Source organism: Salinigranum marinum (genome assembly GCF_024228675.1).
Classification (GTDB): Archaea; Halobacteriota; Halobacteria; order Halobacteriales; family Haloferacaceae; genus Salinigranum; species Salinigranum marinum.
On record NZ_CP100461.1, the window covers coordinates 2,635,519 to 2,654,113 of the forward strand.

The 18,595-nt window shown below is 70.0% G+C and carries 20 protein-coding genes and 1 pseudogene; 16 read left to right on the top strand and 5 right to left on the bottom strand.

What is annotated here, in order from left to right; genetic code table 11:
- Positions 1–26: 26 nt before the first annotated feature.
- Positions 27–1,181: an MFS transporter gene (locus NKJ07_RS13080; RefSeq protein ID WP_425504765.1), complete on the bottom strand. Its 1,155-nt coding sequence runs from the start codon at positions 1,179–1,181 to the stop codon at positions 27–29.
- A gap of 220 nt (positions 1,182–1,401) precedes the next feature.
- Between NKJ07_RS13080 and nucS the strand changes: the two genes are divergently transcribed.
- Positions 1,402–2,208: an endonuclease NucS gene (gene nucS / locus NKJ07_RS13085; protein ID WP_318567255.1), complete on the top strand. Its 807-nt coding sequence runs from the start codon at positions 1,402–1,404 to the stop codon at positions 2,206–2,208.
- 10 nt (positions 2,209–2,218) lie between these two features.
- Here the strand turns inward: nucS and NKJ07_RS13090 are convergent, their stop codons facing one another.
- Positions 2,219–2,857 carry a type 1 glutamine amidotransferase gene (locus tag NKJ07_RS13090; protein WP_318567256.1) on the bottom strand — a complete coding sequence of 213 codons (639 nt, stop codon included), beginning with the start codon at positions 2,855–2,857 and terminating at the stop codon, positions 2,219–2,221.
- A gap of 162 nt (positions 2,858–3,019) precedes the next feature.
- On the opposite strand from NKJ07_RS13090, the gene NKJ07_RS13095 reads away from it, so the two are divergent.
- The 3 genes from NKJ07_RS13095 to NKJ07_RS13105 all read left to right on the top strand — a co-directional run bounded on the left by NKJ07_RS13095 (position 3,020) and on the right by NKJ07_RS13105 (position 4,799).
- Positions 3,020–3,178, top strand: a complete 159-nt coding sequence (locus NKJ07_RS13095; protein ID WP_318567257.1) for a hypothetical protein — start codon at positions 3,020–3,022, stop codon at positions 3,176–3,178.
- Between the two features lie 177 nt (positions 3,179–3,355).
- Positions 3,356–3,886 carry a 50S ribosomal protein L16 gene (locus NKJ07_RS13100; protein WP_318567258.1) on the top strand — a complete coding sequence of 177 codons (531 nt, stop codon included), beginning with the start codon at positions 3,356–3,358 and terminating at the stop codon, positions 3,884–3,886.
- 43 nt (positions 3,887–3,929) lie between these two features.
- Positions 3,930–4,799 (top strand): ATP-grasp domain-containing protein, encoded by an 870-nt coding sequence (locus NKJ07_RS13105; protein WP_318567259.1) that lies wholly within the window; start codon positions 3,930–3,932, stop codon positions 4,797–4,799.
- Positions 4,800–4,814: 15 nt separating this feature from the next.
- On the opposite strand, the gene NKJ07_RS13110 is transcribed toward NKJ07_RS13105, so the two are convergent.
- Entirely contained in the window at positions 4,815–5,180 is a 366-nt protein-coding gene (locus NKJ07_RS13110; protein WP_318567260.1) for an Hsp20/alpha crystallin family protein, read from the bottom strand.
- A gap of 190 nt (positions 5,181–5,370) precedes the next feature.
- Between NKJ07_RS13110 and gap the strand changes: the two genes are divergently transcribed.
- Together gap and NKJ07_RS13120 are read left to right on the top strand one after the other, a co-directional pair.
- A complete protein-coding gene (gene gap, locus NKJ07_RS13115; RefSeq protein WP_318567261.1) occupies positions 5,371–6,420 on the top strand; it encodes a type I glyceraldehyde-3-phosphate dehydrogenase in 1,050 nt (349 codons plus the stop codon).
- Between the two features lie 187 nt (positions 6,421–6,607).
- Positions 6,608–7,813, top strand: coding sequence for a phosphoglycerate kinase (locus NKJ07_RS13120; protein ID WP_318567262.1), 1,206 nt, complete (start codon positions 6,608–6,610; stop codon positions 7,811–7,813).
- Positions 7,814–7,825: 12 nt separating this feature from the next.
- Here NKJ07_RS13120 and NKJ07_RS13125 read toward each other — a convergent pair whose 3' ends face one another.
- A complete protein-coding gene (locus NKJ07_RS13125; RefSeq protein WP_318567263.1) occupies positions 7,826–8,887 on the bottom strand; it encodes a type II glyceraldehyde-3-phosphate dehydrogenase in 1,062 nt (353 codons plus the stop codon).
- A 188-nt stretch (positions 8,888–9,075) separates the two neighbouring features.
- On the opposite strand from NKJ07_RS13125, the gene NKJ07_RS13130 reads away from it, so the two are divergent.
- From NKJ07_RS13130 to NKJ07_RS13160, 7 genes are all read left to right on the top strand, one after another.
- Positions 9,076–10,029, top strand: a complete 954-nt coding sequence (locus NKJ07_RS13130; RefSeq protein ID WP_318567264.1) for an aminopeptidase — start codon at positions 9,076–9,078, stop codon at positions 10,027–10,029.
- A gap of 340 nt (positions 10,030–10,369) precedes the next feature.
- Positions 10,370–11,035 (top strand): HVO_0476 family zinc finger protein, encoded by a 666-nt coding sequence (locus NKJ07_RS13135; RefSeq protein WP_318567265.1) that lies wholly within the window; start codon positions 10,370–10,372, stop codon positions 11,033–11,035.
- Positions 11,036–11,475: 440 nt separating this feature from the next.
- Positions 11,476–12,405, top strand: coding sequence for a sulfide-dependent adenosine diphosphate thiazole synthase (locus NKJ07_RS13140; RefSeq protein WP_318567266.1), 930 nt, complete (start codon positions 11,476–11,478; stop codon positions 12,403–12,405).
- Positions 12,406–12,431: 26 nt separating this feature from the next.
- Positions 12,432–13,211: a DUF7001 family protein gene (locus NKJ07_RS13145; protein WP_318567267.1), complete on the top strand. Its 780-nt coding sequence runs from the start codon at positions 12,432–12,434 to the stop codon at positions 13,209–13,211.
- Positions 13,212–13,256: 45 nt separating this feature from the next.
- The gene (locus NKJ07_RS13150; RefSeq protein WP_318567268.1) at positions 13,257–13,916 is read left to right on the top strand and encodes a protein-L-isoaspartate(D-aspartate) O-methyltransferase; all 660 of its coding nucleotides are present in this window, start codon (positions 13,257–13,259) and stop codon (positions 13,914–13,916) included.
- A gap of 85 nt (positions 13,917–14,001) precedes the next feature.
- The gene (locus NKJ07_RS13155) at positions 14,002–14,967 is read left to right on the top strand and encodes a methyltransferase domain-containing protein (RefSeq protein WP_318567269.1); all 966 of its coding nucleotides are present in this window, start codon (positions 14,002–14,004) and stop codon (positions 14,965–14,967) included.
- 21 nt (positions 14,968–14,988) lie between these two features.
- On the top strand, positions 14,989–15,729 hold the full coding sequence (locus NKJ07_RS13160; protein WP_318567270.1) for a protein-L-isoaspartate O-methyltransferase family protein: 741 nt from the start codon (positions 14,989–14,991) through the stop codon (positions 15,727–15,729).
- A gap of 12 nt (positions 15,730–15,741) precedes the next feature.
- On the opposite strand, the gene NKJ07_RS13165 is transcribed toward NKJ07_RS13160, so the two are convergent.
- Entirely contained in the window at positions 15,742–16,233 is a 492-nt protein-coding gene (locus NKJ07_RS13165; RefSeq protein WP_318567271.1) for a DUF7382 domain-containing protein, read from the bottom strand.
- A gap of 76 nt (positions 16,234–16,309) precedes the next feature.
- Here NKJ07_RS13165 and NKJ07_RS13170 point away from each other — a divergent pair.
- The 3 genes and pseudogenes from NKJ07_RS13170 to NKJ07_RS13180 all read left to right on the top strand — a co-directional run bounded on the left by NKJ07_RS13170 (position 16,310) and on the right by NKJ07_RS13180 (position 18,482).
- A pseudogene (locus NKJ07_RS13170) lies at positions 16,310–17,370 on the top strand (ATP-binding protein).
- 417 nt (positions 17,371–17,787) lie between these two features.
- Entirely contained in the window at positions 17,788–18,123 is a 336-nt protein-coding gene (locus tag NKJ07_RS13175; protein ID WP_318567273.1) for a fluoride efflux transporter FluC, read from the top strand.
- Entirely contained in the window at positions 18,120–18,482 is a 363-nt protein-coding gene (locus NKJ07_RS13180) for a fluoride efflux transporter FluC (protein WP_318567274.1), read from the top strand. Before NKJ07_RS13175 ends, NKJ07_RS13180 begins: the two co-directional genes overlap by 4 nt.
- Positions 18,483–18,595 lie beyond the last annotated feature (113 nt).

The window sequence follows — 18,595 nt, forward strand, 5'->3', positions numbered from 1 at the left end:
GACTGGCCGACCGCACCGACCGCCCCTCACCGGCGGCCGCCCGCGAGTCGCTCCGCCTCGGGGAGCCCACGGAGTCGGAGCATCGACGCCGTGCCGAGTGCGGGCCCGATCGCCAGCGGGAGGAACGCCCACCGCCACCCGACCACGTCCACCACCATCGGGATCAGCTGGATCGAGACGGTGGTGAGCAGGAAGCCGATCGCGGTCTGCATGGTGAGGGCGGTCCCCACGTACGACTCCTCGGCCAGTTCCGAGACAGCTGCGGAGAACTGGGCGGAATCGGCCACGATAGCGAACCCCCAGACCAGGACGAACGGGACGAGAACGAGGGGCGACGAGCCGAAGACGAACCCCGCGAGGACCGACGCCGCGCCGCTGACGACCATCGACACGCTCGTGACGGTCGTGCGGCCCAACCGATCGGAAGCCACGCCCGCAGAGATCGCGCCGAGACCGCCGACTCCGATGGTCCCGAACGCGATGTACGACGCCGTCTGCGACACCCCGACACCGCTGCCGCTGGCCGAGAGGCTGGCGATCAGAAACGCCGGGATCCAGGTCCAGACGGCGTACAGCTCCCACATGTGGCCGAAGTAGCCACCGTTGGCCAGCATCGTCCCGCGGTCGCGGAGCATCCGGCCCAGCGCGCTCGGGTCGAACGGGGCGGCCGGTGGCTGGTGCGGTCCCGGTTCGACCCGGAGGGCGAGGAGCGCCCCGGCGACGGCGAGGCCGGCCGCCCCGTACAGGACGAGTCGTGGTTGGCCAACCCCACCGATCCCCCGGAGGAGGTGTGGCAGGGCGGAGCCGATCGTCAGCGCGCCGACGAGGACGCCGATCGCGAAGCCGCGGCCCTCGCGGAACCAGCCGGCCATGATCTTCATCCCGGGAGGGTAGACGCCGGCGAGCGCGACGCCCGTCAGGAATCGGAGGGCGATCGCGGGAAGCGCCGTGTTCACGAACCCGGCGATGGCCGCCGTCAGGACGGCACCGAAGAACGCCGAGCCCGCGAACAGGTAGCGCGGCCGGACGACGTCCGAGAGGGTGAGCACCGACGACAGGAACGCCCCGACGACGAACCCGAGCTGGACCGCGATCGTGAGCCACGCCGTCTCCGATGGAGTCAACCCCCACTCGGTCGCCAGCTCCGGCGCGGCGGCCGTGGCACTGAACCAAAGCGACATGACCAGCAGCTCCGCCACCGCGACGACGAGAAGCACCCGCCGTCGGCGGGATGAGATGGATCGGTTGCGCATCGGTGACTAACAGTCCGGACGATACGGAGTGTATAAACGCTGGTTCTGTTGTGGACAGACGACACCAGACCGGCGCGGTGCCCGCCGGTCGCCAGCGCGTCGTCCGGGGGAGCGCGCCGTTTTTGTGCGCCGCCGAACAAGCCCGGGCGTGAGCGTCGAGACTCTCCACCGGCCCGCCCACCGCGACGCCCTGGTCGCCCTCGAAGGCGCGTTCGACCGCGGCGACCTCGTCGTCGTCTTCGGTCGCTGCACCGTCGAGTACGACGGCCGCGCGTCGAGTTCACTCGGGCCGGGCGACCGTCTCCTCCTGCTGAAGCCCGACGGCTCGGCGCTCGTCCACACCGACGAGAAGCGGACCCCGGTCAACTGGCAGCCGCCGGGGAGCGAACACCGCGCCAGCGTCCGCGACGGCCGCCTCCGCGTGCAGTCCCGGCGGTCGACACCGGATGAGAGACTCGACGTCCGGTTCGAGCGCGTCGACCAGCTCTCGTCGTTTTCCGTGACGGAGCGAGCCGACCTGGCGCTCGTGGGGAGCGAGGAGGACCTCCGAACCAGGGTTCTCGACGACCCGTCGCTCGTCGAACCGGGGTTCGAGCCGCTCGAGACCGAACGGGAGACGATGGCCGGACCGATCGACGTGTTCGGCCGCGACGTCGACGGACGACCGCTGATCGTCGAGTTGAAACGCCGGCGCGTCGGCCCCGCGGCGGTCAGACAGCTCCAGGGGTACGTCGACGCCGCCGGCCGCGAGGACCACGAAGCCGCGGTCCGCGGGGTGCTCGTCGCCCCGTCCGTGACCGACCGGGCCGCGGCGCTGCTCGACGAGAAAGGGCTCGGGTTCGTGCCGCTGGAACCGGGCGACGAAGAGACGAGCCCGGACGGGGGCAGCGAGGAGAGCGTGGAGGCGGGCAGCGAGGAGAGCGTGGAGGCAGGCGAGGGGCGCGGGCGAGAGTGACCGGGTCGGGTCAGTCGAGAGCCGCGAGTCGACGGAAGTTCTCGACCGTTCGTTCTGTATTTACGCCGTCGAACTCGCGCGTCCCGTCCCAGCCGAAGTCCCGCTCGATGGCGGGGAGGACGTCGGCGGTGAACTCGGGGTGGTACTGTGTGGTCCAGACGGGTGCCGCCGTATGACGCGTCGCCAACAGCGGGTAGTACGCCGCGCGGGCGATCGGCTCCATGCCGTCGCCCGTCTCGACGACGTGGTCGCCGTGAACCATCGGAAGCGCGGGCGAGACGCCGGCGAAGAGCGGGTCGTCGTCGAGGTCCGCGTCGACGAGCCTGGCCGTGAGCCCGCGGTGTTCGACGCGGCCCCCGAGCGCGTCGTTCACGAGCTGGTGGCCGAAGCAGACGCCGAGGGTGGGGATCCCCCTGTCGACGAGCCGGCGGACGAACCCGCGTGCCTCCTCGATCCACGGGCGCTCGTCGGCCTCGTAGACGCCCGCGGTGCTCCCGGTGACGACGACCGCGTCGACGCCGTCGAGCGACGGTTCGCCGCCCCGCGTCGGGTAGTGGTACCGTTCGTGGTCGGGGAGGAGCCCGCGGAGCGCTCGCGGGAGATAGCCGTACGTGTCGGGGTCGACCTCGGTGTCGCAGACGAGGAGCATCGGTGCCCGAGAGACGCTGGCCGGAGGCGAAAGCACGTTCGGTTCCCCCGGCCGCGGACGCCGATCTGGACGGCCACAAGCGGTCCCTGAGGGGAGAGTTGAGAGACGTTACCACGAGTAGTGAACACATACTTACCCGTCCGTCCACCGTGAGTCGAACCCATGTCGACCGACCAGCTCGAACTCTCGTGTCCGTCCTGCGCGGCGGCCGTCCGCACCGACCTCGACGCGATCCTCACCGACGGCGGCGGCGAGCGGCTCCGGGGCCGCGACCTCGTCTGCCGCGGGTGTGGCCACGAGTTCGGCGTCTTCGTGCTCTGAGCGGGTCTCCGCGGTAGTGCAACCGGACGCGCCGGGGGCCGTCCGCCCGGATCGACCCGGCGTCCGACCGCCTCCGAACCCGCCCGTGAGCGGCCCACGGCGGTAAACTCGCACACGGCGCGGGCGACGCTTCGAAGCCCTTTTAGCCCGCGTGGCCGTTCGCCAACGCAAGTAACCATGGCAGACAAACCGGCCTCGATGTACCGGGAGATCGACACGTCGGCGTACACCCGACGGGAGTACATCACTGGCGTCCCCGGTTCGAAGATCGCACAGTTCAACATGGGCAACCTCCAGACCGGCCCCCACGACTATCCGGTCCACATCAGTCTCCGGGTCGAAGAGGAGTGTCAGATCCGTCACGGCTCGCTCGAGTCGGCGCGCCTGTCGGCGAACCGCCGCATGCTGAAGCACGTCGGGCAGGAGAACTACAAGATGATCCTCCACAAGCACCCGCACCACGTCATCCGCGAGAACAAGCAGGCGACCGGTGCCGGTGCGGACCGCGTCTCCGACGGGATGCGTCAGTCGTTCGGCAAGCCCGTCGGGACCGCCGCGCGCGTCCCCAACGGCGAGACCGTCTTCAGCATCTACTGCCAGCCCGAACACGCAGACATCGCGAAGGACGCGCTCCGTCGCTCGTACAACAAGATGTCGCCACCGTGCCGCATCGTCGTCGAGAAGGGCGAGGAACTGCTCGTCGCCTGAGACCGGTCGAACCGTTTTTCTCTCGTCGTTCCTCCCGTAGGGTATGCTCCGGTTGGCGGTCGCCACACAGGAAGAGACGTTCGAGCGGATGCGCGCCCCGCTCGAAGAGCGCGGGATCGAGGTCGTCGCGCTCCGCTCGAAGGAGCGCCCGATCCCCCTCACGGACGATGCGGTCGTCGACCGCGCGGTCGACGTCGGCTTCGTCTACCCCTCGCGTGTGATGGAGGGCGGCGCGCTGGACGCGCTGCTCGACGTTCCGTGGGTGAACGACCGCGAGGCGATCCTGACCTCGCGGAACAAGGGCGGGGTCGTCGCCGCCCTCTCGCAGGCGGGCCTCCCGGTTCCCGAGACGGTCATGCTGTCGAACCCCGTTTCGGAGTCGGCGGTCGTCGCGGCCGTTTCGGACATGGCGTACCCGCTCGTGGTGAAGCCGAACTCCGCGACCCGCGGGATCGGCGTCACCAAAGTCGCCGACGAGGACTCGCTCTTGGGCGTCGTCGACTACCTCGACCTCGTCCACGACTACCGCGCGACCGGCGACAAGTCGTACCTCGTCCAGGAGTTCGTCCCCGGGGCGCGCGACTACCGGGCGATGGTCGTCGACGGCGACTGTTACGGCGGCGTCGAACGACGGCTGTCGGCCGAGTCGCGGGAACACGGTCGGTGGAAGCACAACGTCCATCGGGGGGCGACGGCAGAACGGGTCGATCTGTCCCCCGAATACAGACGACTCGCCGAGTCGGTGGCAGCGGCGCTCGGAATCGACTACCTGGGAGTGGACCTGCTCGTCTCGGACGAGCGGGTGGTCGTGAGCGAGACGAACGCGCGGCCGACCATCGACGACGCCACGAAGTACGACGACGGCTTCTACGACGCGCTGGCGGGGCTCGTCGAGGCGCGAGCTCCCGGCTAAAACCCGTCCGCGGCGTTACTCGACGTCGATGGCCGCCGAGTCCTCGACCTTGTCGAACGTCACCTGGAGCACGCCGTTTTTGAACGATGCGGCGGCGGAGTGCTCGTCGACGCGCGCGGGGAGACGGATGCGCTCGTCGTACTCACGTCGGTCCGAGGCCGCAGAAACCGTGAGTGTCTCCCCGTCACATTTGAGGTCGATCGCGTCCTTCTCGACGCCGGGAAGGTCCGCGACGAGGCGGACGGTGTCGCCCTCGTCGAAGACGTCGACGTGGGTCTCGGAGGCGAATCCGGTCGTGTCGCCGCCGGTCATTTCGCTCATCATCCGTTCGATCTCGCCGAAGATGGAGTCGAACGGATCGTCACGGTCGTCTCTTCGCATACACAGAGGTATGTTTCTTCGTACCAAAAACCTTCTGTAACACGAATCATCCGCGAGAATTACCCACGCGGGCGAAACCGAGCGAGGGAGTCCACGTCAGCGTCGATCGAGATGACACCGAAGCGATGATGAGGGTTCCGAAACAGATTTAGCCCACGGTGGAGCACGTACAACCGTAACTAACTCGATTATGAGTGAAAAATCGTACCTGGGTGCCGGCGACGACGTCTCCCCCGAGGAGGTCGTCAGGGTGGGACTCAACGGCTTCGGGCGTATCGGTCGCAACATCTTCCGTGCGGTGTTGGAGAACCCGCGTATCGAACTCGTCGGCATCAACGACGTGATGTCGTTCGAGGACATGGCGTACCTCGTCAAGTACGACTCGGTCATGCCGCGGCTCGACGGCGTCGAACTGGAGGGCGAACAGCTCACCATCGGCGGCACGTCCGTCGGCCTCTACAACGTGCAGTCGCCCGCTGAACTCCCGTGGGACGACCTCGACGTGGACGTCGCGCTGGAGTGTACGGGCATCTTCCGGACGCGTGAAGACGCCGCGGCGCACCTCACGGCGGGAGCGGACAAGGTCGTCATCAGCGCGCCGCCGAAGGGTGACGAACCGGTTAAGCAGATCGTCTACGGCGTCAATCAGGACGAGTACGACGGCGAGGACGTCGTCTCGAACGCCTCCTGTACGACGAACTCCGTCACGCCCGTCGCGAAGGTCCTCGACGACGAGTTCGGCATCGTCGCGGGGCAGTTGACGACCGTCCACTCGTACACGGGGAGCCAGAGCATCATCGACGCGCCGCAGGCCAAGCGCCGCCGTGGCCGCGCCGCCGCGGAGAACATCGTCCCGACGTCGACGGGTGCGGCGCAGGCGACGACCGAGATCCTGCCACAGCTCGACGGCAAACTCGACGGCATGGCGATCCGCGTGCCGACCGTGAACGGCTCGCTCACCGAACTCGTCGTGAACCTCGAGGCCGAGCCCAGCGCCGAGGAGATCAACGACGCGTTCATGGACGCCGCGGCCGGCGAGATGGCGGGCGTCCTGGGCGTCACCGACGACGAGATCGTCTCCCGTGACATCCTCGGCAACCCGCACTCGTCGTACGTCGACCTCGACTCGACGAACGTCGTCGCCGGCGGCACACAGGCGAAGATCCTGACGTGGTACGACAACGAGTACGGTTTCTCCAACCGGATGCTCGACGTCGCCGCCTACGTCATCGACAACTGAGTCGGCTCCGTCCACGAGGAAGCGCCCACGACCGACGAACACGAACTTTTTGGCGGCCTCGACCCCCGAGCGGGAGCCGTCGGCGACCCAGCGCCGGCCGGTCGGGTTTTGTTTCGACCACGACCACGACCGTGGCCGCGGTCGAAGCCGCCCACCACTAAGTACGCGTCGCGCGTTCTCTCGGGTGATGTTCAACACACTCGACGACCTCCCCCCCGAACAGCGCGTGTTGGTCCGGCTCGACCTGAACTCGCCGATCGAAGACGGCGTCGTCCAAGACAACCGCCGCTTCGAGCGCCACGCCGAGACCGTCAGCGACCTCGCCGAGGCTGGCCACCGCGTCGTGCTCATGGCCCACCAGGGCCGTCCCGGCGACGACGACTTCGTCTCGCTCGAAGGGCACGCGGCGATCCTCGCCGACCACGCGGGCGTCGACGTCGGCTTCGTCGACTCGACGTTCGGCGACCCCGCGATCGAGGCGATCCGCGACCTCGGTGCGGGGGAGGTACTCCTCTTGGAGAACACGCGGATGACCGACGACGAACTCCCCGAGAAGGAGCCCGCGGAACACGCCGACAGCGCGTTCGTGTCGACGCTCGCCCCCGAGTTCGACGCGTACGTCAACGACGCGTACTCCGCCGGTCACCGCGCGCACGCCTCGCTCGTCGGCTTCCCGCTCGTGTTGCCCGCGTACGCCGGCCGCGTGATGGTCTCGGAGTACGAGGCCAACTCCGCCATCGCCACCCGTGAGTTCGAGGGGGACGTGACGATGGTCGTCGGCGGGACGAAGGCGACGGACGTCATCTCGGTGATGAACGCCATCGGCGACAAGGTCGACACCTTCTGTCTGGGCGGGATCGCCGGCGAACTGTTCCTCCGGGCGGCCGGGCACCCGGTCGGGAGAGACGTCGGCGACATGGCCCTGTTCGACGACCAGTGGGAGAAGAACCACGAGACCATCGAGGCTCTCCTGGAGGAGCGTGGCGACGGGATCGAACTCGCCGCCGACCTCGCCTACGAGGACGAGGCGGGCGACCGGGCCGAGGTCAGGGTCGAGGCGATCGACGAGAAGGACCGCCCGTACCTCGACGTCGGCTCCGAGACCATCGCGGTGTACGAGCCCACGATCCGGGAGTCCGATGCCGTCTTCGTCAAGGGCGCGCTCGGGCTGTTCGAGGACGAACGGTTCTCGACGGGGACGGTCGGCGTCCTCGAAGCGATCGCCGACACCGACTGTTTCTCCGTTGTCGGCGGCGGCGACACCTCCCGCGCGATCGAGATGTACGGGCTGAGCGAGGACGATTTCTCGCACGTCTCGATCGCCGGCGGCGCGTACATCCGGGCGCTGACGGGCGAACCGCTCGTCGCCGTGGAGTTGCTGAAGACGGAGTGAGGCGATCGAGAATCAGTCGTCGGCCGGCGCGCGTTGCTTACTCAACCCCGCCGGATCACCGCTGATGCCGACGCCGAGGGAGTCGTCGGTGCGCCGCATCGACTCGTCCTGCGGTTCGACCCCCATGACGGCGCGGATGGCGTCGACGTTCTCGGGGACGACGTCGGACTCCTGGTGGATGGCCTGGAAGAGGTACATATCGCGGCCGCGGACGGCGATCGACTCCCCCCAGATGCAGTTCTCCCAGAGGTCGCCGCGGGGTCGGCCGGCGTCGAGCGCGAAGTTCTTCAGCTTGCCGACGCCGTCGATGCCCATCCCCTCGGGGATGACGTAGAGGCGGTTCTCCCCCTCGAGGAGCGCCTGGACGTGCGCGGCGGTGACGCGCTCGTCGAGCGTGACGTTCAGCGCGTGGACGTGCATCAGCGTCGCGGGCACCTTCAGGCCCATCGTGTCGATGTCGAGGTCGGCGAAGATCGTCTGGACGTCGGGACCGTGGTGGGAGGGGACGGAGATCGGGTTCGGGAGGATGTCGTTGATCGGGCCGCGGGTGTTCTGGCCGGGGTCGCCGCCGCGACGCACGAGGGTCGCGCGGACCTTCTCGACGCCGTACGCCTCCTGGAGGGGCGCGATGACCCGGGAGAGCCCCGTCGTGTTACAGGAGACGACCCGCGCGTAGTCGGCATCGCCCGCGGCATCGAAGTTCGAGCGGGCGTTGAAGCTCACGTCGGCGACGTCGGGCGACTCCCCGCCCTGAAAGAGCGCCGGGGTGTCGTGCGTCTCGTACAGCTCCCTGTTCTCCGCGCCGACGCCGGAGGGCGTGGCGTCGACGACGATGTCCGCCTCCGCGACGAGTTCGTCGACCGCGCCGGCGAGTTCGATGCCCGCCTCGGCGAACAGCGGGGCGCGCTCGGGGATCGCGGCGTACATCGAGTATCCTCGGCGAACCGCCGCGTGTGCCTCGTAGTTCGGCTGCGTCTTCGCGACCCCGACGACCTCCATGTCGGGCTGTGCTGTGACCGCGTCCGCGACGCGTTTCCCGATCGTCCCGTAGCCGTTGACTCCGATCTTCAACATACCCGCTTATCGACGAGACAGGTAATTAGTTATTTCGGACCCTAACACGGAGAAATTAACCCCTGGACGAGTAACGGATCCGATGTTTTCGCCGCGCGAGCGGTAAGATCCGCGGCGACGGTCGTGGATGAAAGGGTCGATTCGCGGGAGGGGGAAGAGCTAACAGAGTCCGCGGCTTTCGCGGCGGTATGGACGTGTCCGACACCGCGCTCGACGAGGCCGCCGCGACGGCCGTCCGACAGTGTCTCGCCGTCGCGCCGGGGGAAGCGTTCGTGGTCGTGACCGACGACAAGCGCCGCCCGATCGGGGAGCGCCTCTACGAGGCCGGCCGCGAGGTGACCGACGACGTCGTACTCCTGCGGTATCCGCCGGGGCCGCAACACGGGGCGGAGCCCCCGGGAGCGGTCGCGGCGGCGATGCGCGACGCGGACGTCTTCGTCGCGCCGACGACGAAGAGCCTGAGCCACACCCGCGCCCGCTCGGCCGCCTGCGAGAACGGGGCGCGCGGCGCGACGATGCCCGGGATCACGGAGGAGGTGATGATCGCGGGGCTGGACGCCGACTACGAGGCCATCGCCCGGCACTGCCGCGACGTGTTCGAGCAGGTCTCGGGGGCGACGGAGATACGGGTGACGACCGAGGCGGGGACGGACATCACGTTCGAGCCGGGCGACCGTGAGTGGCGCTCGGATACGGGCCTCGTCCACGACGCGGGGGCGTTCTCGAACCTCCCCGCGGGCGAGGTGTTCGTCTCGCCCGAGACCGCCTCGGGAACGTACGTCGTCGACGGGACGATGATGCCGCACGGCCTCTTGGACCACGAACTCCGGTTCGCGGTCGAAGACGGCTCCGTGACCGACATTTCGGACGACGCCGTGCGCGAACAGGTCGAAGCGGGTGCCGAGTCGGTGGGGAAGGACGCGTACAACCTCGCGGAACTCGGCATCGGGACGAACGTAGGCGTCTCCGAACTCGTCGGTTCGGTGCTCTTGGACGAGAAGGCCGCCGGAACGGTCCACATCGCCATCGGCGACGACGCCTCGATCGGCGGTGACACGGAGGCACCGCTCCACTTAGACGGGATCGTTCGGGAGCCGACCGTCTACGCCGACGGGGAGGAAGTGGAACTTCCGCGAGCGTAACCGGCGGCGGGTCGAGTCGAACGACGGCCGGACCGTCCGCTCCGAGAGCGCGGCTTGCGGTGGCGCGGCCGAGGCGACACGAGGTCGCCTCGCCGCGCGAGGGATGAGGACACGAGCGCACGGAGTAAGCGAGTGTCCGAATCGGCTGGGGAGGGGATGGCTGAAACTGCCCTGGCGACCGGATCGGACAGCCGTCGTCCGTTCCCGACTGATTCTCTCCCCTGCCGACACCCGTGCGTGTTCGGTGGATCGACCTGTCTCGGGTGACGAGCCGTGCCACTTGCACCCACGGAACCGGCGAAACGTGCCCTTTTCACGGGTGGACGGAGTACGAGGGCGTATGAGCACGATTCCCGACGCCGGCGAGCGCGTGCCGCTCGCCTGCCCGTCCTGTTCGCCGGGCGAGCAGACTGTCCACGAGATCATCAAGCCGGACGGCCAGTCGACGGTCCGCTGTACCGAGTGCGGTCACGTCCACAAGGAGAAGATCGAGAAACCCCGCGAGATCCCGGTCGACGTCGTCGTCTCGCAGGACGGCGACTCGCTGTCGACGACGGTCGACGCCCCCACCGAAGAGGACGTCGCGGTGGGCGAGGAGTTCATCGTCGACACGCCCGAGGCGCTGATGCAGGTCCGGATCACCGCGCTCGAAGTCGGTCCCGAACAGCGCGTCGACGAGGCCGTGGTCGCGGACGTCGACACGATCTGGGCGCGGGTGGTGGACAACGTCACGGTGAACGTCACGATCCACCCGAACGACACCAGGACGGACGCCTCGCGCAGCCTGAAGATGCAGGTTCCCGGCGACCACGAGTTCGTCGTCGGCGAGGTCGAATCGGCCGGCGGCGAGGAATTCGAGATCGACGGCATCCACGTCCGCACCGACGCCGACGCGGCCGACTACCGCTTCGACAAGTTCGATCACGACGGCGACATGGTGTTCGCGAAGGACGTCAAACGCCTCTACGGGCGCGACACCACGACCGCGGCGTGGTCCGCCTGGTAGAACGGCTGTAGGGATCGGTTCGAGTTCGTTCCGGGGTTCTTCCGTTCGTTCGACACGCTCACCGAGAGACTGGTTGCCGTGAGCCCGGGTCGTCGTGCGTCGATCGACGGTCGCCAGCGCGGGTACGGCCACACCCTCCACAGCCGAGTCCTTCGTGCCCTCACTCCGTTCGGTCACTCAGTCGTCCACCGAAGCGACGCGCTCGCTTCGAGCCGTTCGGTCGTTCGCGCCGCTCGCTCCCGAAGCCCTCGCGCGACGAGGGCCGGTGAGACCTTCGGCCTCGCTGCTTCCCGTTCACGCCGTCGCCGGCGGTTCGCGGGAACGACCCGGAGTCGCCTCGGCCGCGCCACCGCACGCCTGGCGGGGCCGTGACCGATCGGTGCCGGCCCGTTCCCACCCCAACCATTTTACCACTGCATCATACTACCTAGTAATACACTATGAGTTCGGACGATCGCACGTTCAGCGACGTCGGCGAGGCACAGGTGACGCGGGCAATCGGCCAGGAGTGGACCGAGGAGTTCATGGACTTCTCCGACAGCGACGTGATCGTCGTCGGCGGGGGGCCATCGGGGCTGATGGCGGGGAAGGAACTGGCCGAGCGGGGGGTGAAGACGATGATCGTCGAGAAGAACAACTATCTCGGCGGCGGCTTCTGGCTCGGCGGCTTCCTGATGAACAAGGTGACCGTCCGCTCGCCGGCGGAGTCGGTGCTCGACGACCTCGACGTCGACTACAAGCCCGCCCGGGACACGGAGGGGCTGTACGTCGCCAACGGCCCGGAGGCGTGTTCGGGGCTGATCAAGGCCGCCTGCGACGCGGGGGCGAAGACACAGAACATGACCGAGTTCACCGACGTCGTCATCCGCGAGGATCACCGCGTGGGCGGCATCGTGATGAACTGGACGCCGGTCCACGCCCTCCCGCGCGAGATCACCTGCGTCGACCCGATCGCCGTCGAGGGGGAGTTGGTGATCGACGCGACGGGTCACGACGCCGTCGCCGTCTCGAAGCTCCAAGAGCGCGGCGTCCTCGACGCCCCGGGGCTCTCGCACGCCGCGGAGCACAACACCGGGATGGACCAGACCGACGAGGGACAGTACGGCGCGCCCGGCCACGACTCGCCCGGCCACGACTCGATGTGGGTCGGCGAGAGCGAGGACGCCGTCGTCGAACACACCGGCCTCGTCCACGACGGCCTGATCGCCACCGGGATGGCGGTGGCGACGACGTACGGGCTCCCCCGGATGGGACCGACGTTCGGCGCGATGCTCCTCTCGGGTAAGCGCGCCGCACAGGCCGCGATCGACGAACTGGGCGTCGACGCGCCGGACGTGGAGATGACGGCGCGCACGCCCGCCGACGACTGACCAGACGGGGAACGAGCGAGCGTCGCATGGTCGACACCGTCGTCCTCTACCGCGCGCCCACGACCGCCGCGGACGCCGAGGAGATCGGCGCATGGCTCCGCGAGCGGCTCGATCCGGCGGTCGACGTGCGGGTCCGCGAACGCTTCCTCGCGCGCGCCGCCGACGGCGAGAGCCGCACCGACCTGGCCGAGTCGTTCGCCGCGGCCCGCGTCCACTCGCCGTTCGAGCGCGACACCGGGACGGCGATGCTCGGCGTCGTCCGCTACGAGGAGCGTGTGCTCGCCGATCCGGACCGCGGCGGCGGCGTCCTGTACGACGGCCGCGCACTCCAGCGCGCGCTGAACGCCCGGCTTTCCTCGAGCGAAGCGCCGCTGTCGACCGTACACGTCGCCCTCGTCGACCGGGCCATGGCAACGTGGGGCGATCACGACGGCCGCTGGCACAAGCGCGTGAACGTCCTCGGACAGCCCGCGCTGGTGTCGGTGCCGGGGCTGTACGAGGCACCCGCCAGGCCCGAGGCGTACTACCGGGAGCAGGGAGCCCACGCGATGCTGTCGGGCGACGCGCCGCCCCGTGAGGTGCTCGAATCCGTCGTCGACGGCGACTTTCTGATCGACGACGACCCCCGAACGACCGAGGCGCTGAAAGGGTACGTCCTCCAGGCGGTCCACTACGTCGAGACGGGCGAGGCGTTCTGTGACACCGACGCGTGCCGCCTCGCCGACTCCCACAGACAGCCCGGCGTCGTCGAGGCGCAGCTTCGAGAGCCGGCGTTCTGCGAGCGCCACGCCGCCCGGTACGGGTAGGCGGCCACGACAAGTTGTAACACAGTCGGCGTCGTACGCCCGGCCATGGGGCACACCCCCGAGGACCTCGACGCCGCCCGCGATCGGCTCGTCGACCAGCTCGTCGAACGGGGCCACGTCGAGCGCGGGGCGACGGCGCGGGCGCTCCGGGCGGTCCCGCGACACGAGTTCGTCCCGGGAGGGAGCCGGCGACGGGCGTACGAGGATCGGCCGCTCTCGATCGGCAACGGCCAGACGATCAGCGCGCCGCACATGGTCGCGATCATGACCGACCTGCTCGCACTCGAACGGGGCGACCGCGTGCTGGAGATCGGGACGGGCTGTGGCTATCACGCCGCCGTCGTGAGCGAGATCGTCGGGCCGGGGAACGTCTACAGCGTCGAGTACGACGCCGAACTCGCCCGCGAGAGCCGGACCCGGCTGGCGCGGCTCGGCTACGACGTCCACGTCCGCCACGGCGACGGCTTCGCGGGCTGGCCCGAGCACGCGCCGTACGACCGAGCGTACCTCACCTGCGCGCCCGCGAGCGTGCCCGAAGCGGTCGTCCGCCAGGTCGGATCGGGCGGCCGCGTCGTCGCCCCCGAGGGGAAGCACGTTCAGACGCTCGTCGTGTTGACGCCGACGGAGACGGACATCGAGCGGGAGACGCACGGTCGGGTTCGGTTCGTGCCGATGCGCGGCGAAGCCGACGCGACGAACGGGTAGTCGACGCGGTGTGGACGGGCACGACGGCCGACAGCGGCTGGCTGCCGACGGCCGCGTTTTTCAATCGGGAGTACACAGGACGCGTATGCCGACCCGAGACGGCCCCGGGCCCGACCACGAGGAGCTGTTGTTGCTGTGGAGCGCCCGCCGGACGGGCGTGCTCGACGCGCTCACGACGACGGCCGGGACGGCCGACGGCGTCGCCGCCGAGACCGAACTCGATCGCGCGACGGCCGCACGATTCGTGCGGACCCTGGCCGACTACGGCTACCTGCGGCGTGTCGGCGAGGAGTACGAGCCGACGAACCGCGCGCTGGGGTTTCTCGCGACGCGTGACGTCCGGTCGATCGGCGCGACCCCGCGGGCGCTCGATCTGCTCGATTCGATCGCCGACCTCGGGGCCGAGGACGGCGGATCGCGGGACGATGCGGCCGGAGACGCCGACGAGCCCGACGTGTCCAGCGAACGGCTCCGCCACCGGCTAGGTGCACAGGTCGCGCGCCCCGCCGGCGAGGTTCGGGCGGGTGTCACCGCCGCGGTCGACGCCGCGCCCGACGCCGAGCGGGTCGTCGACGTGTACGGGGGGGCGGGCCGGTACGCCGCCGAGTTCGCCCGTCGCGGCCACGGGGCGACGCTGGTCGACTCCGCGCGAGTCCTCGACGCCGTCGGCCCGATGCTCGCCGGCCAGGACGTCGAGACGGTCGTCGCCGAGCGCGCCACGGCCGTTCCGGTCGACAACGCGGACCTCGCGGTCCTCGCTGGCGTCGTCCAGCGTCGTTCACCCGAATCGAACCGCGCGCTCCTCCGGTCGACCCACGACGCGCTCGGCCCCGGCGGAGCCGTCGTGGTGCTCGAACCCCTCCGCGGCCGGTCGGCGAGGGCACGACGCGTCGCGGTCGAACGCCTCGCCGTCGGCCGAGGAGACGCCTACGCGGCGGAGACGGTCGAAGGCTGGCTCGACGAGGCAGGCTTCGTCGACCGGGAGACGCGCGACGTGTCGGGCACCGATCAGGGGGCGGTCGTCGGCCGCCGCGAGCGTGGCGTTGATTAGTGTCGGGGGCCGAGCGGGGGTATGGACATCGCGGTGGTGCGTGACGACATGGTCGACGGCCTCGAACAGGCCCTCGACCTCGACGCCGACGTCGCCCACGCCATGCGGACCGTCCCGCGCCACGAGTTCGTCGACGACCGCCCGTACGACAACCGCTCGTCGGAGCACGAGGGGACGCGCGTGCTCGCGCCGAAGCTCGCCGCGCGCCTGCTCGGCGCGCTCGCGGTCGACGGCGACGAGGAGGTGCTCGTGGTCGGCGCGGGCGTGGGGTACACGGCCGCCGTGCTGGCCGAACTCGTCGGCTCCCAGCGCGTCCACGCGGTCGACATCGTCCGGTCGGTCGTGTACGACGCGCGCCGCAACCTCGCACACGCCGGCTACGACGGCGTCCTCGTCGACTGTCGGGACGGCGCGGACGGCCTCCCCGAGTACGCACCCTACGACCGGGTGCTCGTCGAGGCCGGCGCGGTCCGCCCGCCGCGGCGGCTCCTCGGCCAACTCGCGCCCGACGGACGGCTCGTCATGCCACTCGGCGGCGGCGGCACCTCACAGCGGCTCGTCGCCGTCGCGGACGACGGGGCCGACGGCGAGGTCGTCGCGGAGTTCGGCCCCGTCGCCTTCCGCCCGCTCCTGATCGACGGGGAACAGCGCCGGTCGCCGCGCAACCGGACCGAGCGCGAGGACGCCGAGTTCGCCCGGCAGGGCTACTTCGCGCCCACCGGCTGGGAGCAGGAGTGGATCGACTGGGATGAACATCTCTGATTCGACGTACTGTCAGGAGCGGACGACGAGGATCTCGGTGTTGCCGCGGCGGTCGACGTACTGGCTCCCCGCGGGTGGTTTCACGCTCACGACGAGCGTCCCGTCCTGCTGGTGAGCGAGGAGTGACGGCGTTACTGTCACCGACGCTACACCGCGGTCGTCGGTCTCGGCCGTCACGACGCCGTCGATCGACACGCCGCCGCTTTTCACCACGACCGTCGCGCCGGGGACGGGATCGCCGTCGGGGTCGACGACGACGAGATCGATCGCCTGCTCGCCGGGCGCGACGACGTCGGGTTCGGGACGCACGTCGAGCTCCGTAACGGCGAGGCCCTCCACACCGGTGAGCATGTTCAACATCACGCTGATGCTCGCCACCCCGACGACGAGCGCGACGACGAGTCTGACGGGCAGCCCCTCGATGGCGCGGCGGTCACGGCGAAAGCGCGACAGTTCGCGGCCGAGGGTCGAACGGAACGGTCCGGGTCGGTCTGGATCGGACATACCACGCGGTGGCCGCGGGTTCGTACTTGAAGCCTCGGCCGATGGTTTATATCGGGAGAGGAAGCCACCCGGCGGCATGCACGTCCTCGGACGAGACAGGGAAGCCGGTCGGAGGATCGACGGCGAGACGCCGGGACCGGCCGGCCGGCTGGGACAGTACCGCGCGCGGGACGGGAGCACCGGCGCGACGGTCGGCGTCGACCTCGATCGGCCGCACGCGGCGCTCGTCGTGGGGAAACGCGGCTACGGCAAGTCGTACACGCTCGGGGTGCTCGCCGAGGAGTGTACCGAAACGCCGGGCGTCACGCCGGTCGTCGTCGACCCCATCGGGGCGCTCCGTGGCCTCGGGTCGTGGGGGCGTCTCGTCGGCGAGCCGACGGTCCGCACGGCGACGGTCCCGCCACGGTCGTGGCCGGAACTCGTGGGGCTCGATCCGGCGAGTCCAGCGGGGGCGCTCGTCTGGCAGGCCGCAGCCGCCGCTGAGACGCTGGCCGGGATGCGCGACCACGTCGCCGACGGCGACGCGGACGGAGACGTCCGCCGGGCGGCCGCGAACCACCTCCGGCTGGCCGCCTCGTGGGACGCGTTCGACCCCGACGGACTCGACGCGCGGGACCTCGTCGACGCCCCGGTGACGGTGCTCGACTGCTCGGCACAGCCACCCGGTGCGCGCGGAGCGGTGATCCACGCGGTCGCCCGCGGGGTGTACGAGGCGTGCGTCGCGGATCGGCTCGACAGCCTCCCGTGGCTGTTCGTCGACGAGGCCCACGTCGCGTTCGACGGCGTCGCTGCCGCGGCGCTGGAGACGCTCCTCACCCGGGGGCGCGCCCCCGGCGTGAGCCTCGTCTGCGCGACACAGCGTCCCGGCGTCCTACCGCCGGTCGTCGCCTCGCAGTCCGACCTCCTCGTCGCCTACCGGCTCACGGCCGCGGACGACGTCGCGGCGCTCGGAGCGTGCGAGGCGACGTACGTCGACGGCCGACTCCACGAGCGCCTCCCCAGCGAGCCCGGCGAGGCGCTCGTCTCGACGATCGCACCGAGTCGGTGCACGTGGTTCGTGTCCGCGAGCGCGAGACGGCACACGAGGGGTCGAGCCCGCGGGCCAGTTCGTTCGTGGATCGGGAGCGGTCGACGTAGCGAGAAGGTCGACGTAGCGGGGACGTACTCGCGTTCTGGCGCTGCGTCCTCCTGCCGCCACTCGGGCGGGTCGATCGGTCGGCGGATGCTGTCGAGAGCGCGGGGGCACGGGGAACGCGGGGAGCACGAGGAACGCGGCGAGACGGTCCCTGGCGCAGTTACACCACACCCTCCCCAGCCGATTCGGACGCTCGCTCACTCCGTTCGCTCGCGTCCTCATCCCTCGCACGGCGGAGGCGCGACACGAGGTCGCGCCAGCGCGCGCCACTGCTCAGCACGCACTACCGCTCAGCACGCGCCACCGCTCAGCACGCGTCACTGCGGCCTCGTCGCGACGGCCCAGGGGAGCAGAGCGAGCGTCCGGTGCGCACCGGCCGAACCGAAAGCGACGAGTAGATCGGCGGAATCGTCGCGGCTATGAAACGACTCGACCCGGTGTACGTGGCAAGCGGCGGCTTCGCCGGCGCTCTCCTCCGCTGGGCCGTCGGCGTGGCCGTCCCGGGCGTGCCGGGGACGCTCGTCGTGAACGTCCTCGGGAGCTTCGCGCTCGGAGCACTCGTCACGCTCGTCACCGACCACCGTACCCGGGTCCTCGTCGGGACGGGGCTGCTCTCGTCGTTCACGACGTACAGCACGTTCGCGGTCGAGACGGCGACGCTCGCTCCGGCGGCCGGCCTGGTGAACGTCGGCGCGAACTACGCGCTGGGGATCGCGGCGGCGTTCATCGGCATCGCGTGGGGGACGCGTCGGTGACGACCGCCGGCGTGGGGCTGTGGCCGGCGCTGCTCGTCGGACTCGGCGGGACGCTCGGCGCGCTCGCCCGGTTCGGCGTCGACACCCGTCTCGGCAGTCGCGGCGTCCTCGTCGTGAACGTCCTCGGGAGCGTCGTGCTCGGGGCGCTGGTCGCCGCACCGCTCGACGGGCGCGTGTTGCTCGTCTTCGGAACCGGGTTCTGCGGCGCGTTCACGACGTTCTCGTCGTTCGCGGTCGGGGTGGCCGAACGGGCGGTGGCCGGCGAGCGGTGGGCCGCCGCCCGCTACGCGGCGCTGATGCTCGTCGCGGCGCTCGGCGGCGTCGCCGTGGGGGGAGCCGCGGTGCAGACAGTCATCTGAGCCGTAAAGAGTCTATACCCCGGGCCACGTTTCGGCTGACAGACCTCGAGTGATGACGACGGTGCTGTACCTCGGACGGGACGAAAACGTCGTTGACGGAGTACGTCGCGCCG

What these genes read in the sequence shown, in the direction of transcription:
- NKJ07_RS13080 (WP_425504765.1), bottom strand. Translation starts at nt 1,181, where the DNA reads ATGTCGCTTTGGTTCAGTGCCACGGCCGCCGCGCCGGAGCTGGCGACC.
- NKJ07_RS13090 (WP_318567256.1), bottom strand. Translation starts at nt 2,857, where the DNA reads ATGCTCCTCGTCTGCGACACCGAGGTCGACCCCGACACGTACGGCTAT.
- NKJ07_RS13095 (WP_318567257.1), top strand. Translation starts at nt 3,020, where the DNA reads ATGTCGACCGACCAGCTCGAACTCTCGTGTCCGTCCTGCGCGGCGGCC.
- NKJ07_RS13100 (WP_318567258.1), top strand. Translation starts at nt 3,356, where the DNA reads ATGGCAGACAAACCGGCCTCGATGTACCGGGAGATCGACACGTCGGCG.
- NKJ07_RS13105 (WP_318567259.1), top strand. Translation starts at nt 3,930, where the DNA reads ATGCTCCGGTTGGCGGTCGCCACACAGGAAGAGACGTTCGAGCGGATG.
- NKJ07_RS13110 (WP_318567260.1), bottom strand. Translation starts at nt 5,180, where the DNA reads ATGCGAAGAGACGACCGTGACGATCCGTTCGACTCCATCTTCGGCGAG.
- gap (WP_318567261.1), top strand. Translation starts at nt 5,371, where the DNA reads ATGAGTGAAAAATCGTACCTGGGTGCCGGCGACGACGTCTCCCCCGAG.
- NKJ07_RS13120 (WP_318567262.1), top strand. Translation starts at nt 6,608, where the DNA reads ATGTTCAACACACTCGACGACCTCCCCCCCGAACAGCGCGTGTTGGTC.
- NKJ07_RS13125 (WP_318567263.1), bottom strand. Translation starts at nt 8,887, where the DNA reads ATGTTGAAGATCGGAGTCAACGGCTACGGGACGATCGGGAAACGCGTC.
- NKJ07_RS13130 (WP_318567264.1), top strand. Translation starts at nt 9,076, where the DNA reads ATGGACGTGTCCGACACCGCGCTCGACGAGGCCGCCGCGACGGCCGTC.
- NKJ07_RS13135 (WP_318567265.1), top strand. Translation starts at nt 10,370, where the DNA reads ATGAGCACGATTCCCGACGCCGGCGAGCGCGTGCCGCTCGCCTGCCCG.
- NKJ07_RS13140 (WP_318567266.1), top strand. Translation starts at nt 11,476, where the DNA reads ATGAGTTCGGACGATCGCACGTTCAGCGACGTCGGCGAGGCACAGGTG.
- NKJ07_RS13145 (WP_318567267.1), top strand. Translation starts at nt 12,432, where the DNA reads ATGGTCGACACCGTCGTCCTCTACCGCGCGCCCACGACCGCCGCGGAC.
- NKJ07_RS13150 (WP_318567268.1), top strand. Translation starts at nt 13,257, where the DNA reads ATGGGGCACACCCCCGAGGACCTCGACGCCGCCCGCGATCGGCTCGTC.
- NKJ07_RS13155 (WP_318567269.1), top strand. Translation starts at nt 14,002, where the DNA reads ATGCCGACCCGAGACGGCCCCGGGCCCGACCACGAGGAGCTGTTGTTG.
- NKJ07_RS13160 (WP_318567270.1), top strand. Translation starts at nt 14,989, where the DNA reads ATGGACATCGCGGTGGTGCGTGACGACATGGTCGACGGCCTCGAACAG.
- NKJ07_RS13165 (WP_318567271.1), bottom strand. Translation starts at nt 16,233, where the DNA reads ATGTCCGATCCAGACCGACCCGGACCGTTCCGTTCGACCCTCGGCCGC.
- NKJ07_RS13175 (WP_318567273.1), top strand. Translation starts at nt 17,788, where the DNA reads ATGAAACGACTCGACCCGGTGTACGTGGCAAGCGGCGGCTTCGCCGGC.